At 67.2% G+C, this 14706-nt stretch carries 19 protein-coding genes and 1 other RNA gene; 5 read left to right on the top strand and 15 right to left on the bottom strand.

Going from position 1 to position 14706, the window contains the following annotated elements; all coding sequences use genetic code 11:
- Positions 1-11: 11 nt before the first annotated feature.
- Positions 12-884 (bottom strand): ion transporter, encoded by an 873-nt coding sequence (locus D7T59_RS13180; RefSeq protein WP_164138150.1) that lies wholly within the window; start codon positions 882-884, stop codon positions 12-14.
- A gap of 63 nt (positions 885-947) precedes the next feature.
- On the opposite strand from D7T59_RS13180, the gene D7T59_RS13175 reads away from it, so the two are divergent.
- On the top strand, positions 948-2174 hold the full coding sequence (locus D7T59_RS13175; protein WP_180852625.1) for an acetylornithine transaminase: 1227 nt from the start codon (positions 948-950) through the stop codon (positions 2172-2174).
- A gap of 93 nt (positions 2175-2267) precedes the next feature.
- Here D7T59_RS13175 and D7T59_RS13170 read toward each other — a convergent pair whose 3' ends face one another.
- Positions 2268-2870 carry an HAD-IA family hydrolase gene (locus tag D7T59_RS13170; RefSeq protein ID WP_180852624.1) on the bottom strand — a complete coding sequence of 201 codons (603 nt, stop codon included), beginning with the start codon at positions 2868-2870 and terminating at the stop codon, positions 2268-2270.
- A 122-nt stretch (positions 2871-2992) separates the two neighbouring features.
- Between D7T59_RS13170 and azu the strand changes: the two genes are divergently transcribed.
- A complete protein-coding gene (azu, locus tag D7T59_RS13165) occupies positions 2993-3442 on the top strand; it encodes an azurin (protein ID WP_164138143.1) in 450 nt (149 codons plus the stop codon).
- Between the two features lie 152 nt (positions 3443-3594).
- Here azu and hemL read toward each other — a convergent pair whose 3' ends face one another.
- Together hemL and thiE are read right to left on the bottom strand one after the other, a co-directional pair.
- Positions 3595-4884 (bottom strand): glutamate-1-semialdehyde 2,1-aminomutase, encoded by a 1290-nt coding sequence (gene hemL / locus D7T59_RS13160; RefSeq protein WP_180852623.1) that lies wholly within the window; start codon positions 4882-4884, stop codon positions 3595-3597.
- Between the two features lie 16 nt (positions 4885-4900).
- The gene (gene thiE, locus D7T59_RS13155) at positions 4901-5527 is read right to left on the bottom strand and encodes a thiamine phosphate synthase (RefSeq protein WP_180852622.1); all 627 of its coding nucleotides are present in this window, start codon (positions 5525-5527) and stop codon (positions 4901-4903) included.
- A gap of 34 nt (positions 5528-5561) precedes the next feature.
- On the opposite strand from thiE, the gene D7T59_RS13150 reads away from it, so the two are divergent.
- Complete coding sequence (locus D7T59_RS13150; protein ID WP_014038358.1) at positions 5562-5786, top strand: rubredoxin; 225 nt, start codon at positions 5562-5564, stop codon at positions 5784-5786.
- A gap of 41 nt (positions 5787-5827) precedes the next feature.
- Here D7T59_RS13150 and D7T59_RS13145 read toward each other — a convergent pair whose 3' ends face one another.
- The 8 genes from D7T59_RS13145 to D7T59_RS13110 form a co-directional block, all read right to left on the bottom strand.
- The gene (locus D7T59_RS13145) at positions 5828-6673 is read right to left on the bottom strand and encodes a SirB1 family protein (RefSeq protein ID WP_180852621.1); all 846 of its coding nucleotides are present in this window, start codon (positions 6671-6673) and stop codon (positions 5828-5830) included.
- Between the two features lie 158 nt (positions 6674-6831).
- Positions 6832-7278 (bottom strand): DUF192 domain-containing protein, encoded by a 447-nt coding sequence (locus tag D7T59_RS13140; protein ID WP_099552956.1) that lies wholly within the window; start codon positions 7276-7278, stop codon positions 6832-6834.
- A gap of 21 nt (positions 7279-7299) precedes the next feature.
- Positions 7300-7947 (bottom strand): ribose-5-phosphate isomerase RpiA, encoded by a 648-nt coding sequence (gene rpiA / locus D7T59_RS13135; protein ID WP_006389802.1) that lies wholly within the window; start codon positions 7945-7947, stop codon positions 7300-7302.
- A 23-nt stretch (positions 7948-7970) separates the two neighbouring features.
- Positions 7971-8450 (bottom strand): EVE domain-containing protein, encoded by a 480-nt coding sequence (locus tag D7T59_RS13130; protein WP_164138133.1) that lies wholly within the window; start codon positions 8448-8450, stop codon positions 7971-7973.
- Positions 8447-9040 carry a 5-formyltetrahydrofolate cyclo-ligase gene (locus D7T59_RS13125; RefSeq protein WP_164138131.1) on the bottom strand — a complete coding sequence of 198 codons (594 nt, stop codon included), beginning with the start codon at positions 9038-9040 and terminating at the stop codon, positions 8447-8449. Before D7T59_RS13125 ends, D7T59_RS13130 begins: the two co-directional genes overlap by 4 nt.
- Before the next feature lie 83 nt (positions 9041-9123).
- A non-coding RNA gene (ssrS, locus tag D7T59_RS13120) (6S RNA) lies at positions 9124-9309 on the bottom strand.
- Between the two features lie 143 nt (positions 9310-9452).
- Entirely contained in the window at positions 9453-9749 is a 297-nt protein-coding gene (locus tag D7T59_RS13115) for a cell division protein ZapA (protein ID WP_005410899.1), read from the bottom strand.
- Positions 9746-9967 (bottom strand): TIGR02449 family protein, encoded by a 222-nt coding sequence (locus tag D7T59_RS13110; RefSeq protein ID WP_005410898.1) that lies wholly within the window; start codon positions 9965-9967, stop codon positions 9746-9748. Before D7T59_RS13110 ends, D7T59_RS13115 begins: the two co-directional genes overlap by 4 nt.
- A 154-nt stretch (positions 9968-10121) precedes the next feature.
- Between D7T59_RS13110 and D7T59_RS13105 the strand changes: the two genes are divergently transcribed.
- Together D7T59_RS13105 and D7T59_RS13100 are read left to right on the top strand one after the other, a co-directional pair.
- A complete protein-coding gene (locus tag D7T59_RS13105) occupies positions 10122-10670 on the top strand; it encodes a YecA/YgfB family protein (RefSeq protein WP_164138129.1) in 549 nt (182 codons plus the stop codon).
- Between the two features lie 5 nt (positions 10671-10675).
- Positions 10676-11998 carry an aminopeptidase P N-terminal domain-containing protein gene (locus D7T59_RS13100; RefSeq protein ID WP_180852645.1) on the top strand — a complete coding sequence of 441 codons (1323 nt, stop codon included), beginning with the start codon at positions 10676-10678 and terminating at the stop codon, positions 11996-11998.
- A gap of 556 nt (positions 11999-12554) precedes the next feature.
- On the opposite strand, the gene pepQ is transcribed toward D7T59_RS13100, so the two are convergent.
- The 3 genes from pepQ to D7T59_RS13085 all read right to left on the bottom strand — a co-directional run.
- Positions 12555-13886: a Xaa-Pro dipeptidase gene (gene pepQ, locus D7T59_RS13095; RefSeq protein ID WP_180852620.1), complete on the bottom strand. Its 1332-nt coding sequence runs from the start codon at positions 13884-13886 to the stop codon at positions 12555-12557.
- A gap of 75 nt (positions 13887-13961) precedes the next feature.
- A complete protein-coding gene (locus D7T59_RS13090; protein WP_049426705.1) occupies positions 13962-14336 on the bottom strand; it encodes a PilZ domain-containing protein in 375 nt (124 codons plus the stop codon).
- Positions 14333-14706: DUF1631 family protein (locus D7T59_RS13085; protein WP_180863252.1), on the bottom strand; the 374-nt coding region annotated here is incomplete at its 5' end. The genes D7T59_RS13085 and D7T59_RS13090, both read right to left, overlap by 4 nt.

The following is a 14706-nucleotide window of genomic DNA, read 5'->3' as shown; positions in this document are numbered from 1 at the left end:
CGGCGCCCGCATCAATGACTGAACGCATCCGGCAGCTGGCCACCGCACTTGCGGCAGTGCCGCGCATCCGGCTCGTGCCCTTCCAGCCCGCAATGCGGGCATCCACGTGCATCACGGCGCGCGGCCAGCTCGGCTTCGCGCATGGTGCTGGCCAGTTCGGCGGTGTAGATGCCGGTGGGCACGGCGATGATGCTGTAGCCGATCAGGATCAGCACCGAGGTGACGAAGCGGCCAAGCACGGTCTGCGGCACGATGTCGCCGAAACCGACCGTGGCCATGGTCACCACCGCCCAGTACATGCTGGCCGGAATGTTGCTGAAGCCGTGCTCCGGGCCTTCGATCACGTACATCAGCGCGCCGGCGATGATGGTGATCGTGATCACCGTGAACAGGAACACCAGCACCTTGCGCCGGCTGCGCCACAGCGACGTCATCAATACGCCGCTTTCCTCGATGTAGCGGGTCAGCTTGAGGATGCGGAACACGCGCAGGATGCGCAGCGCGCGCACCACCAGCAGGCTTTGCGCGCCGGGGATGAACAACGACAGGTAGGCGGGCAGGATCGACAGCAGGTCGATGATGCCCCAGATGCTCACTGCGTAACGCAGCGGGCGCTTGACCACCGCCAGTCGTAAGAGGTACTCGGCGGTGAAGATGATCGTGAAGCCCCATTCCAGGATGTACAGTCCGGTGGACCATTCGGCATGCAGGTGCTGCACGCTGTCGATCATCACCACCAGGATGCTGGCGACGATGGCCACCACCAGGAGCAGGTCGAAATTGCGCGAGGGCCGCGAGTCGTGGCGGTAGATGATGTCGAACCACCGGCGGCGCCAGCCGGTCTCGGTGGCGGGGTTCAGCTGGGGGGCGGAAAACGGTCGCATGGGCGCATTGTGCCGCAGGGGTTCCGGCGCGAGAATGGGGATTCCTGAACCCTGCCGACTGCCATGACCGCCGCTACCGATCCGCTGATCTCCCTTTCGCACTATTACCTGCCGGTCTACAAGCCCCGCCAGGTGGTACTGGAGCGAGGCCAGGGCGCCCGCGTGTGGGACAGCCAGGGCCGTGAGTTCATCGACTTGGCCGCCGGCATCGCCGTGTGTGGCCTGGGCCACAACGATCCGGACCTGGTGGCCGCGCTGGTCGAGCAGGCCGGCAAGCTCTGGCACACCAGCAATGTGTTCTACAGCGCGCCGCCGCTGCACCTGGCCGAGGAACTGGTGAAGGCCAGCCGCTTCGCCGAGCGCGTGTTCCTGTGCAACTCCGGCGCCGAAGCCAACGAAGTGGCGATCAAGATGGTCCGCAAGTGGGCCTCCAGCCAGGGCCGCCCGGCCGACAAGCGGGTGATCATCACCTTCCGTGGCAGCTTCCACGGCCGCACCATGGGCGCGGTGACCGCCACCGCCCAGCCGAAGTACCAGGAAGGCTACGAGCCGCTGCCCGGTGGCTTCCGCTACATCGATTTCAACGATGAGGTGCAGCTGGAAACCGCGATGGCCGCCGGTGACGTTGCGGCGGTGATGCTGGAGCCGATCCAGGGCGAGGGCGGCGTGATGCCGGCCAAGTCCGGTTTCCTCAAGCGCGTGCGCGAGCTGTGCGACCAGCACAACGCGCTGCTGGTGCTGGATGAGATCCAGGCCGGCATGGGCCGCACCGGTACCCTGTTCGCGCACTGGCAGGACGACGTGGTGCCGGACATGGTCACCCTGGCCAAGGCACTCGGCGGCGGCTTCCCGATCGGCGCGATGCTGGCCGGCCCGAAGGTGGCCGAGACCATGCAGTTCGGCGCGCATGGCACCACCTTCGGTGGCAACCCGCTGGCCGCTGCGGTGGCCCGCGTGGCACTGCGCAAGCTGGCCTCGGCGGAGATCGCCGCCAATGTCAGCCGCCAGTCGAAGGCGCTGCGCGATGGCTTTGCGCGCATCAACGAAGAATTCGGCGTGTTCAGCGACGTGCGTGGCCGTGGCCTGATGCTGGGCGCAGTGCTGAGCAAGGACTTTGCCGGCCAGGCTGGCGCGATCCTCGACCACGCCGCCGAGCAGGGCCTGCTGACCCTGCAGGCCGGCCCGGACGTGCTGCGCTTCGTGCCGTCGCTGAACATCACCGACGAAGAAGTGACCGAAGGCCTCAAGCGCCTGCGCGCGGCGATTGCTGCGTTCATCGCCGCGCGCTGACGCTGGCAGCGATAGCTGTAGAGCCGAGCCCATGCTCGGCTCATCGCAGTGTCAGGCAACAGCAGCCGAGCATGGGCTCGGCTCTACAGTGGTTCACGCAATCTGGTAACGCTTCAACACCTTGCCCAGCCCACGGCCATCGCGCACGGTTTCCGCATGCAGGCCGGCGGCGCGTGCACCGCGCACATTGGCGAACAGATCATCGACGAACAGCGTGTGTGCAGGCGCTGCATCGAGCATCTCCAGCGTGCGCAGGAACACCGCCGGCGCTGGTTTGCGCAGGCCGAAATCGGCGCTGCAGAACACGCGACCCAGCAGGGCAGGGAACAGCTCCGGCAGCAGGGAAGGCAGGGCCTGCTTCATCAGCGCGCCATTGTTGGTCAGCACCGCCATCGGCAGCTGCAGGGCCTGCAACCGTTGCAGCACGGCAGCCTGTGGATGGCTGGCGGCCCGTCGCGCCGCGGTCCATGTAGCCACATCGACAGTCGTGCCCAGCAGCTCCCCCAATCGCGCCAGATAGGCCGGGCCATCCAGCGAGCCATTGTCATGCGCGGCTTCCAGCCCGCTGTCGTACAGCGCAGCCTGCACGGCCTGCGTTGGAACCTGCAGCGCCTGCGCAAGGTGCAGCACGCGCTGCGCGCGCTGGTACTGCACCAGCACGCCATCCACATCCAGCAGCAGCAGATCGATCCGCATCGGCCGAGCATGCCATCGTGGCCGATGTGCGGAAACCCTGGAGTGCTCGTGCGACAGACGGTCGCAGACACGGCTGCAGGTGCCTGCCTAGAATGGCGCTTGAACCTGCAGGAGACGCAACGATGAAGGCTTGGATGGTGGCAGTGGGACTGGGTGCGCTGATGCTGGCGCCGTCGGCGATGGCGCGGGTGTGTGCGGTGAGCATCGACAGCACCGACCAGATGAGCTTCAGCAGCCGCGAGATCAAGGTCGCCGCTGACTGCACCGCCGTGGACCTGACCCTGCGCCACACCGGCAAGCTGGCCGCCACTGCCATGGGCCACAACTGGGTGCTGACCCGCAGTGCCGATTACCAGCCGGTGGCGATGGCGGGCATGCGCATGACCCTGGCCGACAGCTACCTGCCGAAGGCCGACAAGCGCGTGCTGGCGCACACCAGGGTGATCGGTGGTGGTGAGACCACGCGCGTGCGCTTCTCCACCCAGGGCCTGCAGAAGGGCGGTGACTACACCTTCTTCTGCTCGTTCCCCGGCCACTTCGCGATGATGAAGGGCAAGTTCGTCTTCGGTTGAGCAGCCACGCATGGCGTGGCTCCACCAGTAGATCCACGCCATGCGTGGATGAAAAAAGGGGACGGAGGGGATTAAGTCGTTTGTGCACAAACGACTTAATCCCCTCCGTCCCCTTTTGGTGCCAACCAAGGTTGGCACCCACCAGAGCGGGCTCAGCCCTTGGCGGCTTTGAAGGCCACGCGTGCAGCGGCGAGGGTGGCCTCGATCACGGCATCGTCGTGCGCGCTGGACAGGAAGCCGGCCTCGTAGGCCGACGGCGCCAGGAACACGCCCTGGTCCAGCATCGCGTGGAAGAAGCGGTTGAACGCCGGGATGTCGCAGGCCGTGGCCTGCGCATAGGTCTCCACCTTTTCACTGGTGAAGAACAGGCCGAACATCGCGCCCACGCGGGTGGTGGTCACGGCCACGCCGGCATCGGCGGCGGCCGCTTCCAGGCCAGCGCACAGGCGCGCGGTGCGCTCGGCCAGGTCGGCGTGGAAACCCGGCTGCTGGATCAGTTCCAGCATCGCCAGGCCGGCAGACATCGCCACCGGGTTGCCGCTCAGCGTGCCGGCCTGGTAGATCGGGCCGGCCGGAGCGATCTGCTGCATCAGCTCGCGGCGACCGCCGTAGGCGCCCACCGGCATGCCGCCGCCAATGATCTTGCCGAAGGTGGTCAGGTCCGGGGTGATGCCATAGTGCGCCTGCGCGCCGCCAAGGGCAACGCGGAATCCGGTCATCACTTCGTCGAAGATCAGCAGCGCGCCATGCTTCGTGCACAGTTCACGCAGGTGCTGCAGATAACCGTCGCGCGGAGGAATGCAGTTGGCGTTGCCGACCACCGGTTCGATGATCAGGCCGGCGATGTCGCCACCCTGCTGCTCGAACAGCGCCGTGGCGGCCTCGAAGTCGTTGTAGGGCAGGGTCAGGGTCAGTTCGCTCAGGCCGGCCGGCACGCCCGGCGAGGTCGGCACGCCCAGGGTCAGCATGCCGCTGCCGGCCTTGACCAGGAACGAGTCACCATGGCCGTGGTAGCAGCCTTCAAACTTGACGATGCGGTTGCGACCGGTGGCGCCACGCGCCAGGCGGATCGCCGACAGCGTGGCTTCAGTGCCGGAGTTGACCATGCGCACCATCTCGCACGACGGCACCAGGCGGGTGATGGTTTCGGCCATGGTCACTTCGGCCGCGCACGGCGCACCGAACGACAGGCCGTTGTCGATCGCCTTCTTCACCGCCTGGCGCACCGCCGGGTGGTTGTGGCCGACGATCATCGGGCCCCAGGAACCGACGTAGTCGATGTAGCGGTTGCCGTCGACGTCGTACAGGTAGGCGCCGTCGGCGCGCTCGACGAAGAACGGCTCGCCGCCAACCGACTTGAACGCACGTACCGGCGAATTGACGCCGCCGGGCAGCAGCTGCTGGGCACGGGAGAACAGGGCGTGGGACTGGTCGTGGTTCATGGGGCTTTCCTGGGCGTTACGCGAACTGGGCGAGGTAGGCGCGCTGGGTTGCGACCGGGTCCGGTGCGGCATAGATACCGCTGACCACGGCCACCAGATCCGCGCCGGCGTCGATGATGGGACCGACATTGTCCGGCGTCAGGCCGCCGATCGCCACCCGCGGTACGCCCAGTGCGGCGCTTTGCCGCAGCAGGTCGGTGTGGGCGCGGCTGCTGGTGACCTTGGTGGTGGTCGGGAAGAACGCACCGAAGGCCACGTAGCTGGCGCCGGCCGCCACGGCCTTCTCGGCATTGGCCAGCTGGTCGTAGCAGGAGGCGCCGATGATGGCGTCGGCGCCGAGCAGGGCGCGCGCGCTGGGGATGTCACCGTCGGTGCCGCCCAGGTGCACGCCGGCCGCGCCCACCACATGGGCCAGCGCGGGGTCATCGTTGATGATCAGCGGTACGCCGTAATGCGCGCACAGCGCCTGCAGCGCGATCGCCTGCTCCTGCCGCAGCGCGTCGCTGGCGGTCTTGTTGCGGTACTGCAGCCAGGTGGCGCCTGCGGCCAGCAGCGGCGCGGTACGGGCCAGCAGGCGTGCGGTATCGGGCTCGTCCGGGGTGATCAGGTAGACGCCGCGGGGCGCCGGGGAAGCAGAAGTCATCGATGGCTACCGGTGCGTGGGCCGCGATGGGACAATGGCGGCCCGTGAATCCAGCCCTGATTATCCGATGAGCGACGCCACCCCCACCACCCTGCGAACCTGGATGTGCGTGGTCTGCGGCTTTCTTTACAGCGAAGCGGAAGGCTTGCCGGAAGAGGGCATCGCGCCCGGGACGCGCTGGGAGGACATTCCCGAGACATGGACCTGCCCGGATTGCGGGGTGACCAAGGCCGATTTCGAGATGGTCGAAGTCGATTGATGTGGGTGGGTGCGGACCGTTGGTCCGCACACCGGAGACCCTCAATGCAGCCGCGGCACCGGCCCGCCAAGGTCGATCAGCTTCTCGCGCAGCCACTGCGCATCGCTGGCCTCGGGATTGCGCTTCAGGTACTGCCCCAGGTCTTGGCGGGCACCGGCCAGGTACTCCAGCTGCAGGTACGCCAGGCCGCGGTCGCGCAGCGCGTCGTCCTGCTCGGGTGCCAGCTTCAGCAGGCGGTCGGCGCTGCGCGCGGCACGGTCCCACTCGCCGGCTTCGGCGTAGACGCCATGCAGGTTGCGCAGCATGCGCATGAGGATCGCGCGTGCCGGCGCCGGGTCGAGGATCTGCGCCAGCACCTGGTCGTCGGGCATCTGCCCGCCCAGGTGTGACTTGGCGCGTTCGCGCAGTTCGTCCACGTCCAGCGGGCGGCCACCGTTGAACGGGTCCATCACCAGCACGCCGTCGTCCACCGGCAGGCGCACCAGGAAGTGGCCGGGGAAGGACACGCCATCCAGCGGGATGCCCAGCCGCCGCGCGACTTCCATCTGCACCAGCGCCAACGAGATCGGGTTGCCCAGGCGCCGCTCGAACACCTGGTTGAGGTAGCTGTTGCGCGGGTCGTAATACTCGTCGTGGTCGCCGCTGTAGCCCAGCTCGTCGAACAGGTGGCGGTTGATTGCCGCCATCTTCAAGGGGCTGTTGTCGATGCTCTCAACTTCCGAGCGCAGGTGGTCGACATGGCTCTGGATCAGCGCGTCGTAGGTGGACGGCTGCAGATCGGGGTATTCATCGCGCGCGATCAGCAGCGCGGTCGGCAACAAGGGCAGCGCCTCGTCTTCGAGGTCGGCCAGTGCATCCCAGTCGGGGAGTGTGATCCGGTCCTGCATGCCCACAGACTGGCGGCAATTGCAGGCGGTTTCAAGCGGTGTCGCGTGAAAAAATCAGGGGTCAGATCCCTTTCGTGTGCGAAAGGGATCTGACCCCTGCAGGGTTGCCGGCCAGCGGCCGGCACTACCGTGGGTGCCGGGCGCGGCCCGGCCGCACCTTACTTTTCGATGCCCGGGCCGAAGGTCAGCGCGGTGCCGTCCTTCAGCTTGAGCTTCTCGGCCTGGCCTGCATTGAGCTCCAGCACGTACCGGGCCGGACCACCGCTGGGATACGGCGGGCACATGTCGCCGGCCGAGCACGGCGGAACGTCGCGCTGCTGGCTGACCAGCCTGCGCTCGCTGTCGAAGTACAGGATGTCCAGCGCGATCCTGGTGTTCTTCATCCAGTACGCCTGCATTTCCTCGCGGTCGTGGATGAACAGCATGCCGTGGTCGGCCGCCATCTGGTCGCGGAACATCAGACCGCGCGCGCGGGTTTCATCGTTGGTGGCCAGCTCGACCTGGTAGCGGGCGCCATCCAGTTCGACCCAGTGGCGGGCCGCATCGGTGGCGCAGCCGGCCAGGGCCAGCAGCGGGAGCATCAGCAGCGAACGCAACAGCGACATCGTCAGGATCCTTCGAAAGGGTCAGAGCACGACCGGCGGCTCGCCGCCGACAATCACCACATCGGCGCGGCGGCGCGCGAACAGGCCGACGCAGACCACGCCCGGCAGCTGGTTGAGCTCGCGCTCCAGCTTTTCCGGATCGGTGATCTGCAGGTTGTGGATGTCCAGGATCTGGTTGCCGTTGTCGGTGACCACGCCTTCGCGCCAGGTCGGCTGGCCGCCGGTCATGTCGCGGATCTGGCGGGCGACCAGGCTGCGTGCCATCGGGATCACTTCCACCGGCAGCGGGAATTTGCCCAGCACCGGCACCTGCTTGCTCGGGTCGACGATGCAGATGAAGCGCTCGCTGGCCTCGGCGATGATCTTCTCGCGGGTCAGCGCGGCGCCGCCGCCCTTGATCAGGCACTTGTTGGCGTCGCACTCATCGGCGCCGTCCACGTACAGCGACAGGTTGCCGCTGTGGTTCAGCTCGATCACCTCGATGCCGTGCTGCTTCAGGCGCGCGGTGCTCTGCTCGGAGCTGGACACGGCCCCCTTGATGCGGTGCTGGATGCGGGCCAGCGCGTCGATGAAATAGGCCACGGTGGAACCGGTGCCGACACCGACGATCATGCCGTCTTCAACGTACTCGATGGCTTTCTCGGCGGCCAGGCGCTTGGCTTCGGACATGGGAAGAACTCTCAGGCAGGGAATCAGGATTTCTTTTCCAGCGACAGCAGCAGCTTCCACTGCGCAGCGGTCACCGGGAACACCGACAGGCGGTTGCCCTTGGCAACCAGCGGGAAGCCTTCGCCGAGCTCATCAGCGTGCAGCTTGATCTCGTCCAGCGCGATCACCTGCGTGAGCTTGCGGTCGAAGGCCACGTCCACCAGCATCCAGCGCGGGTTCTCGCGCGTGCTCTTGGGATCGTGGTAGTCGGATGCCGGGTCGAACTGGGTGTCGTCCGGGTAGGCCGGGCTGGCCACGGTGGCCAGGCCAACGATGCCCGGCACCTTGGTATTGGAGTGGTAGAACAGGATGCCGTCACCCACCTGCATGCCATCGCGCATGAAATTGCGCGCCTGGTAGTTGCGCACCCCGTTCCAGGGTTCGACCTTGACCTTGGCCAGGTCATCGATGGAGAAGGCGTCCGGTTCGGACTTCATCAGCCAGTAGCGCTTGCGGGCGGTCATGCGTTCACGGGGGCAGCGGAGGGAAACAAGGTGCCGTCTTCGGTGCAGATCGCATCCACCGGCACGTCCCACGACGCCACCGGCAAGGACTCGACCTGCTGCACCGTGAACGCCGCACCGACCAGCCAGGGCGGCGCCGGCCGATCATGGCGGAAGGCGAAGCTGCGATCATACCAGCCGCCCCCCATGCCCAGCCGCCGGCACTGCGGGTCGAAGCCCACCAGCGGGGTCACCACCAGCGCCATCTGCGCCGGTTCCAGGGTGTCTTCCAGCGCCAGGTCCGGTTCGGGAATGCCGTAGCGGTTGCTGGTCAACGGCTGCCCCGGCCGCCACGGTGCGAAGCGCAGCACCTCGCCGGCCAGCACCGGCAGGCAGTAGGTGAGGCCTTCGGGCAGTTGCAGCTGCCAGCGGTGCAGGGCGATTTCGCCATCCAGCGCCCAGTAGCCGGCCACGGCGCCTTCGCGCGGGGCGAACGGCAGGGCGAGCAGGGCATCGGCAAGCGATTCGGCGGCGGCGATGCGCTCAGCGGCGGAAAGGTCGCGGCGGCGTTGCCGCAGGTCGTGGCGCAGGGCCTGGCGCGGGTCGGTCATGGCAGCGTGCGGCAAGGAACAGCCGTCATTGTGCCGCAAAGAACAAGGGCGACGCCCGAAGACGCCGCCCTTGCTGGAATATTGCATTCTCCGCAATGTCGATGCATGCGAAACGACCTTGAACCCGGGGGCTCAAGTGGGAACGCTGGAGAACCATCGGGCTTCCCGCTACAAGGCGGACCTGCACTCCCGGCGCTGTCGCGCTCCCGGTGTCGTTCTTAAGGGACAAGGCGAATGTTTGCACATGCCGTCGAGTACCGCAGAGAACGCGTGGTCATTATAGCCAGCGCGCAGAATCTGGATAGGCCGTTCGTCGGCAACAGTCCGTGCCAATTCAGAAAAGGGGACGGAGGGGATTAAGACGTTTCCAGCACGGAAGGGGCGAATGCGCCTTAATCCCCTCCGTCCCCTTTTACGGGGTGCCGTCGATCGCGCGGTCCAGGCGCCGGTTCAGGTCGGCCAGCGTCTGCTGCAGGGCCACCGCCTGGCGGGCATTCTCGTCGCGCAGCAGCTGCAGTTCGTGGGCCAGGTTCAACGCCGCCAGCACGGCGACGCGGTCGACCGCGGCCATGCGGTTGCTGCCGCGGATCTCGCGCATGCGCGCATCCAGCAGGCGCGCGGCGGCCATCAGGCTGTCGCGTTCATCGCCACCGACGCCCACGGTGTATTCACGATCGAGGATGCGGACACTGACCGGTTCGGCGCTCATGTGTGCTGCTCCAGGGATTTGAGGCGGCTGATCATCGCTTCCACCCGCGAACGCGCCTGTTCGTTCTTGGCCAGCAGCGTCGAGCGCTCGGCCACCAGCTGTTCCTGCTGGTGGCGCAGGCTGCGGTTCTCCTCGGCCAGGCGCTGGTTGCGTTCAAGCAACGCCTCCACGCGGGCGGCGAAGTCCTGCAGCTGGGCAAGGGGATCGGCGGGTTCCATGCGGGCACGATAGGCAAGCCGGGTAAGGGCGGTCAAGCGTTGTCGCAGCAAGGCTGGGCAGCTGCGGAGAGGATGCCGTCGGGTTGCTACACTACCGGGTCTCACGGGCGCGCGCGTGCGCGTCCCGGGTTTCCTTATCCGAACGAGCCGCACGATGACCGAACTTCCCTCCGTCGACGACGTTACCCGCGCCAGCCAGGAACTGGGCCTGGGCGCCACCGCTGCCGAGCTGCACGGCGCGCTGTGTGGCTGGCTGGCCGCCGGCGGCGCCCCTGGCAACGACTGGCCGGCGCGCGTGCTGGCCGACGACAACCTGCCGCCTGTGCCCGCCGACAGCGTGCTGGGGCAGCTGCTGCAGGTCACCATCAAGCAGCTGGAAGACCGCGACTTCGCTTTCGAACTGCTGCTGACCGACACCGACGACGTGTCCGCGCAGGCCGATGCCATGTTCAGCTGGACCCGCTCGTTCCTGGGCGGCTTCGGCCTGGGCAGCGGCGGCCGCCGCCCGACCCTGTCCGAAGAGGGCGAAGAAGCGCTGACCGACATGGCCAGCCTGGCGCGTGCCTCCAGCGAGGATTTCGAGGCCGGTGGTGACGATGACGACGAAGCCCTGTCGGAGATCGAGGAATTCATCCGGGTGGCGGTGCTGCTGCTGCACGGCGACGTGGTGCTGGCCTCGCGCCATCGGCAGCGCCTGAACTGATGGATATCAAGCAGCGCACCGGCATCGCGGCCGGCGAATACAAGCGTCGCCGCCGCCAGCTGATGGACATGGCCGGCGAGGACGCGATCCTGGTGCTGCCGGCCGCGGCCGAGAAGGTGCGCAGCCTCGATACCCATTATCCGTTCCGCCAGGATTCGGATTTCCAGTACCTGAGCGGCTTCCCGGAGCCGGAAGCGGTGCTGGTGCTGATCCCGGGCCGACGCCACGGCGAGGCCATCCTGTTCTGCCGCGAGCGTGATGCCGAGCGCGAGGCCTGGGACGGCAGCCGTGCCGGCCAGGAAGGGGCGGTGGCGCAGTACGGCATGGACGATGCCTACCCGATCGATGATCTGGACGACATCCTGCCGGGCCTGCTGGAAGGGCGCTCGCGCGTCTACTACCATTTCGGCCGCGATGCCGACTTCGACCTGAAGCTGATCGGCTGGGTCAACCGCGTGCGTTCGCAGGTGCGCCATGGTGCGCAACCGCCCCATGAGTTCCTCGAGCTGGGCCACCTGTTGCATGAGCAGCGCCTGTTCAAGTCCGGCGCGGAAGTTGCGTTGATGCACCACGCCGCGCAGATCAGCGTGCGGGCGCACCTGGCCGCGATGCATGCAGCGAAGGCGGGCATCCACGAATACGAACTGCAGGCCGAGCTGGAGCGTGTGTTCCGCGCCAATGATGCTGTGCCGGCGTACTGCAGCATCGTCGGCGCCGGCCGCAACGGCTGCATCCTGCATTACCGCGACAACAACGCGCGTTCGCGCGATGGCGAGCTGGTGCTGATCGATGCCGGTGCCGAATACCGCGGCTACGCCAGCGACATCACCCGCACCTTCCCGGTGAATGGCCGCTTCAGTGCCGAGCAGCGTGCGCTGCACGATCTGGTCGGCGACGCGCAGGCCGCTGCACTGGCCCAGGCCAGGCCGGGCGTGCCGTACGAGGCCGGTCACCTCGCCGCAGTGCAGACCCTGACCGAGGGCCTGCTGCGGTTGGGCCTGCTGAAGGGCACGCTGGAAAAGAACCTGTCCGAAGGCCTGTACCAGCGCTTCTACCGGCACAAGACCGGGCACTGGATCGGCATGGATGTGCACGACGTGGGCGATTACCGCCTGGCGGGCGACTCACGCCTGCTGGAGCCAGGCATGGCGTTCACCATCGAGCCGGGGGTGTATGTCGGCGTGGATGACACGACGGTGGAACCGCGCTGGCGCGGTATCGGGATCCGTACCGAGGATGACGTGCTGATCACCGATGACGGGCATCGTGTGCTGACCGAAGGCCTGGCGCGCAGCGCCGACGAGATCGAAGCGGTGATGGCGGGGTAAGGGGTTTCGGCAGGGCTTGCAGCCCTGCACCTGCTCAATGCAGCGGCAACGGCGAAAGCAAGAGCGGCATTCCGTGGGATGGCGGGGTGGTGTGGGTGGTCAGGACACGCCGTAAACCCATCCATGGGGGCTCGATGGCGCCATCCATGGCGCCAACGGTCCTGCCCACCCACACCGCCCCACCTCTGACAGGCTCCTGCGGCTGTTGGTGGGTGCCGACCATTGGTCGGCACATCTGTCAGATATCGAATGAATCATCCACGCATGGCGTGGATCTGCTGGTCACTGCGGCCGTTGGTACGCGCGGCTGTTGGTAGGTGTCGACCTTGGTCGACACAGAGCGAGCGCAGCGAGCGACCCGCTTTTGATTTTCATTTTCTTTTCCGTGGTTGGACGCGCACGGAACCTGTCAGAGGTGGGGCGGGATGGGTTCGCGGGGGTGTCCGCGGCATGGATGCCGCGGCCAAGCCCCCATGGACGGGTTCACGGCGTCCCCCGCGAATCCATCCCGCCCCACCAAGCGCAGCTTTTGATTCAACGGCCAACCACGAGGGGCTCAGCCGTTCGCCGCAGCAAACTCCGGTCGGGTAAGGTTGTCAGCCTCGCCCTCGGTGCACAGCACTTCGTCTTCGATGCGGATGCCGCCATACGGGCGGAAGAAGTCCACGCGGTCCCAGTTGATCGCATCGCCATGTCCGGCGTCCTTCACTTCGTTCAACAGCATGTCGATGAAGTACAGGCCCGGTTCGATGGTCACCACCATGCCCGGTTCCAGCACGCGGGTCAGGCGCAGGTAGGGATGACCGGCCGGGCGCTCGATGCGGCCACCTTCGTCGCTGGCGGCGAAGCCGGCCACGTCATGCACCTGCAGGCCGATCAGGTGGCCGATGCCGTGCGGGAAGAACGCGGCGCTGACGCCGGTTTCCAGCGCGGTCTGCGGCGAGACCTTGATCACGCCGAAGTCCTTCAGCACGCCCATCAGCGAAAGATGCGCGTCCACGTGCAGCTGCTTGTAGTCGAAGCCCGGGCGCACTGCTGCGCACATCTGCTGCTGGGCGGCGTCGACGGCGGCGATCATCGCGGCGAATTCGTCGTGGCCGTGCGCGGCGTACGTGCGGGTGATGTCGCTGGCGTAGCCGTGCGCGCTGGCGCCGGCATCGATCAGGAAACTGCGCAGCGGCTGCGGTGCCTTGCGGCCCAGCTCGGTGTAATGCAGCACGGCGGCATGTTCGTTCAGCGCCACGATGTTGCCGTAGGGCAACTCGTTGGCATCCTGGCCGACGGCCTGGCAGTACGCCATGTGGATGCTGAATTCGTCGGCGCCATTGCGGAACGCGGCTTCGGCGGCACGGTGGCCACGCACGCCCAGCACCTGCGCCTGGCGCATCAGCGCGATCTCATACGGCGTCTTGCTGCCGCGGTGCCATTCCAGGTAATTCACCACCGGCGCCGGGTTGTTCGGCACGAAGGCACCCAGCGCGCTCTGCGGCTCGCCCAGGATCGCGCAGCGCGCCGGATCGGCCGGCAGCAGGGCCAGCGCCTCGTCGGGCGTGCGGATGATGTGGATATCGAAATGCTCCACCCACCAGCCGCTGGGCGCGTCCGGCACCACGTGCCAGTAGTCGAAGGGCTGGTGGAAGATCACCGCCGGGCGCTTGCCCGGGGTGAACACGATCCAGCTGTTGGGCACGCGGGTGAGCGGCAGCCACGCCTTGAACTGAGGATTTACCGCGTACGGGTAGTCGCGATCATCGAACACCTGGTAGTGAAGGGTGCCGCTGGGCACCACCAGGTGGTCGAAGCCGCCGCGGGCCAGCGCCTGTTCGGCGCGTCGGCACAGCACGGCCAGGTGGTCGGAATACAGGGCGCCGGGGTCTTGCTGGATCATTGCGGTGGCTCGACACGGAAAACGGCCCTAGATTCTGCCGCATACCGCAGAAAACCGCTGTGCCGGAACCGGCACTCAGGCCGTCGAAACCGGTCCCTCGTCGCTGTCCTCACCCACCCACTGCCGCAGCAGCTGCCGATGTTCGCGCGACAGGGTAAGGAAGCGGAAGCCGGTCCAGCTCTGCCCGGGCGCGTGCGCAGGCTCGCTCCACAGCAGATGCACGCCCACGTCGATGGCCTCCTGGCGGCCGTCGCCCATCGGCAACGGGAAACGCAGCTGGTACAGCGCGTCCTCGCGCAATGGCGTGCTGGCCAGCATCAGCATGCCGGTTTCGGACACGTTGCCAAGGCGACCCACCACGCAGTCGCGCATCTGGTCGGTGACCGGTACCAGGTCCGAGACCTGGCGGCGTGGCGCCCGACGGGTGTCCTGGGGCGGTTGGGTGTTCATGCGGATGTCTCCCCGGCGTGGCCGTCGGCCAGTGCACGCAGTGCGTCGAGGCTGGCCTGCCAGGCGCGATCAACCAGCCGCCCCTTGTCTTCGGTGACCAGCTGCGCGCGGCCCGCGCTGAGCTGCCGGGCCAGCGTATCCAGGTCGGTATCGGCGATCTTCTGTCCGCGCGGATTGACGAACAGGGCATGGCCGGTCAGCAGGCTGTACCAGGACAGGCGCTGGCGGCGCAGCGTGCCATCGCCATTGTCGATGTCGAACCAGCTGCCGAACGGCAGCGCGGACAACTGCTGGTAAGCGGCTTCCTCGGCGGCGTTGCGCGGGCTGGATGGTGCTGTGGTGGTGGGCCCGGCCTGTTCCCCCAGCCGTG

Origin of the sequence: Stenotrophomonas maltophilia (genome assembly GCF_013464915.1) — a bacterium.
Lineage (GTDB): Bacteria > Pseudomonadota > Gammaproteobacteria > Xanthomonadales > Xanthomonadaceae > Stenotrophomonas > Stenotrophomonas maltophilia_AT.
This window is presented reverse-complemented; position numbering and strand designations above follow the sequence as displayed.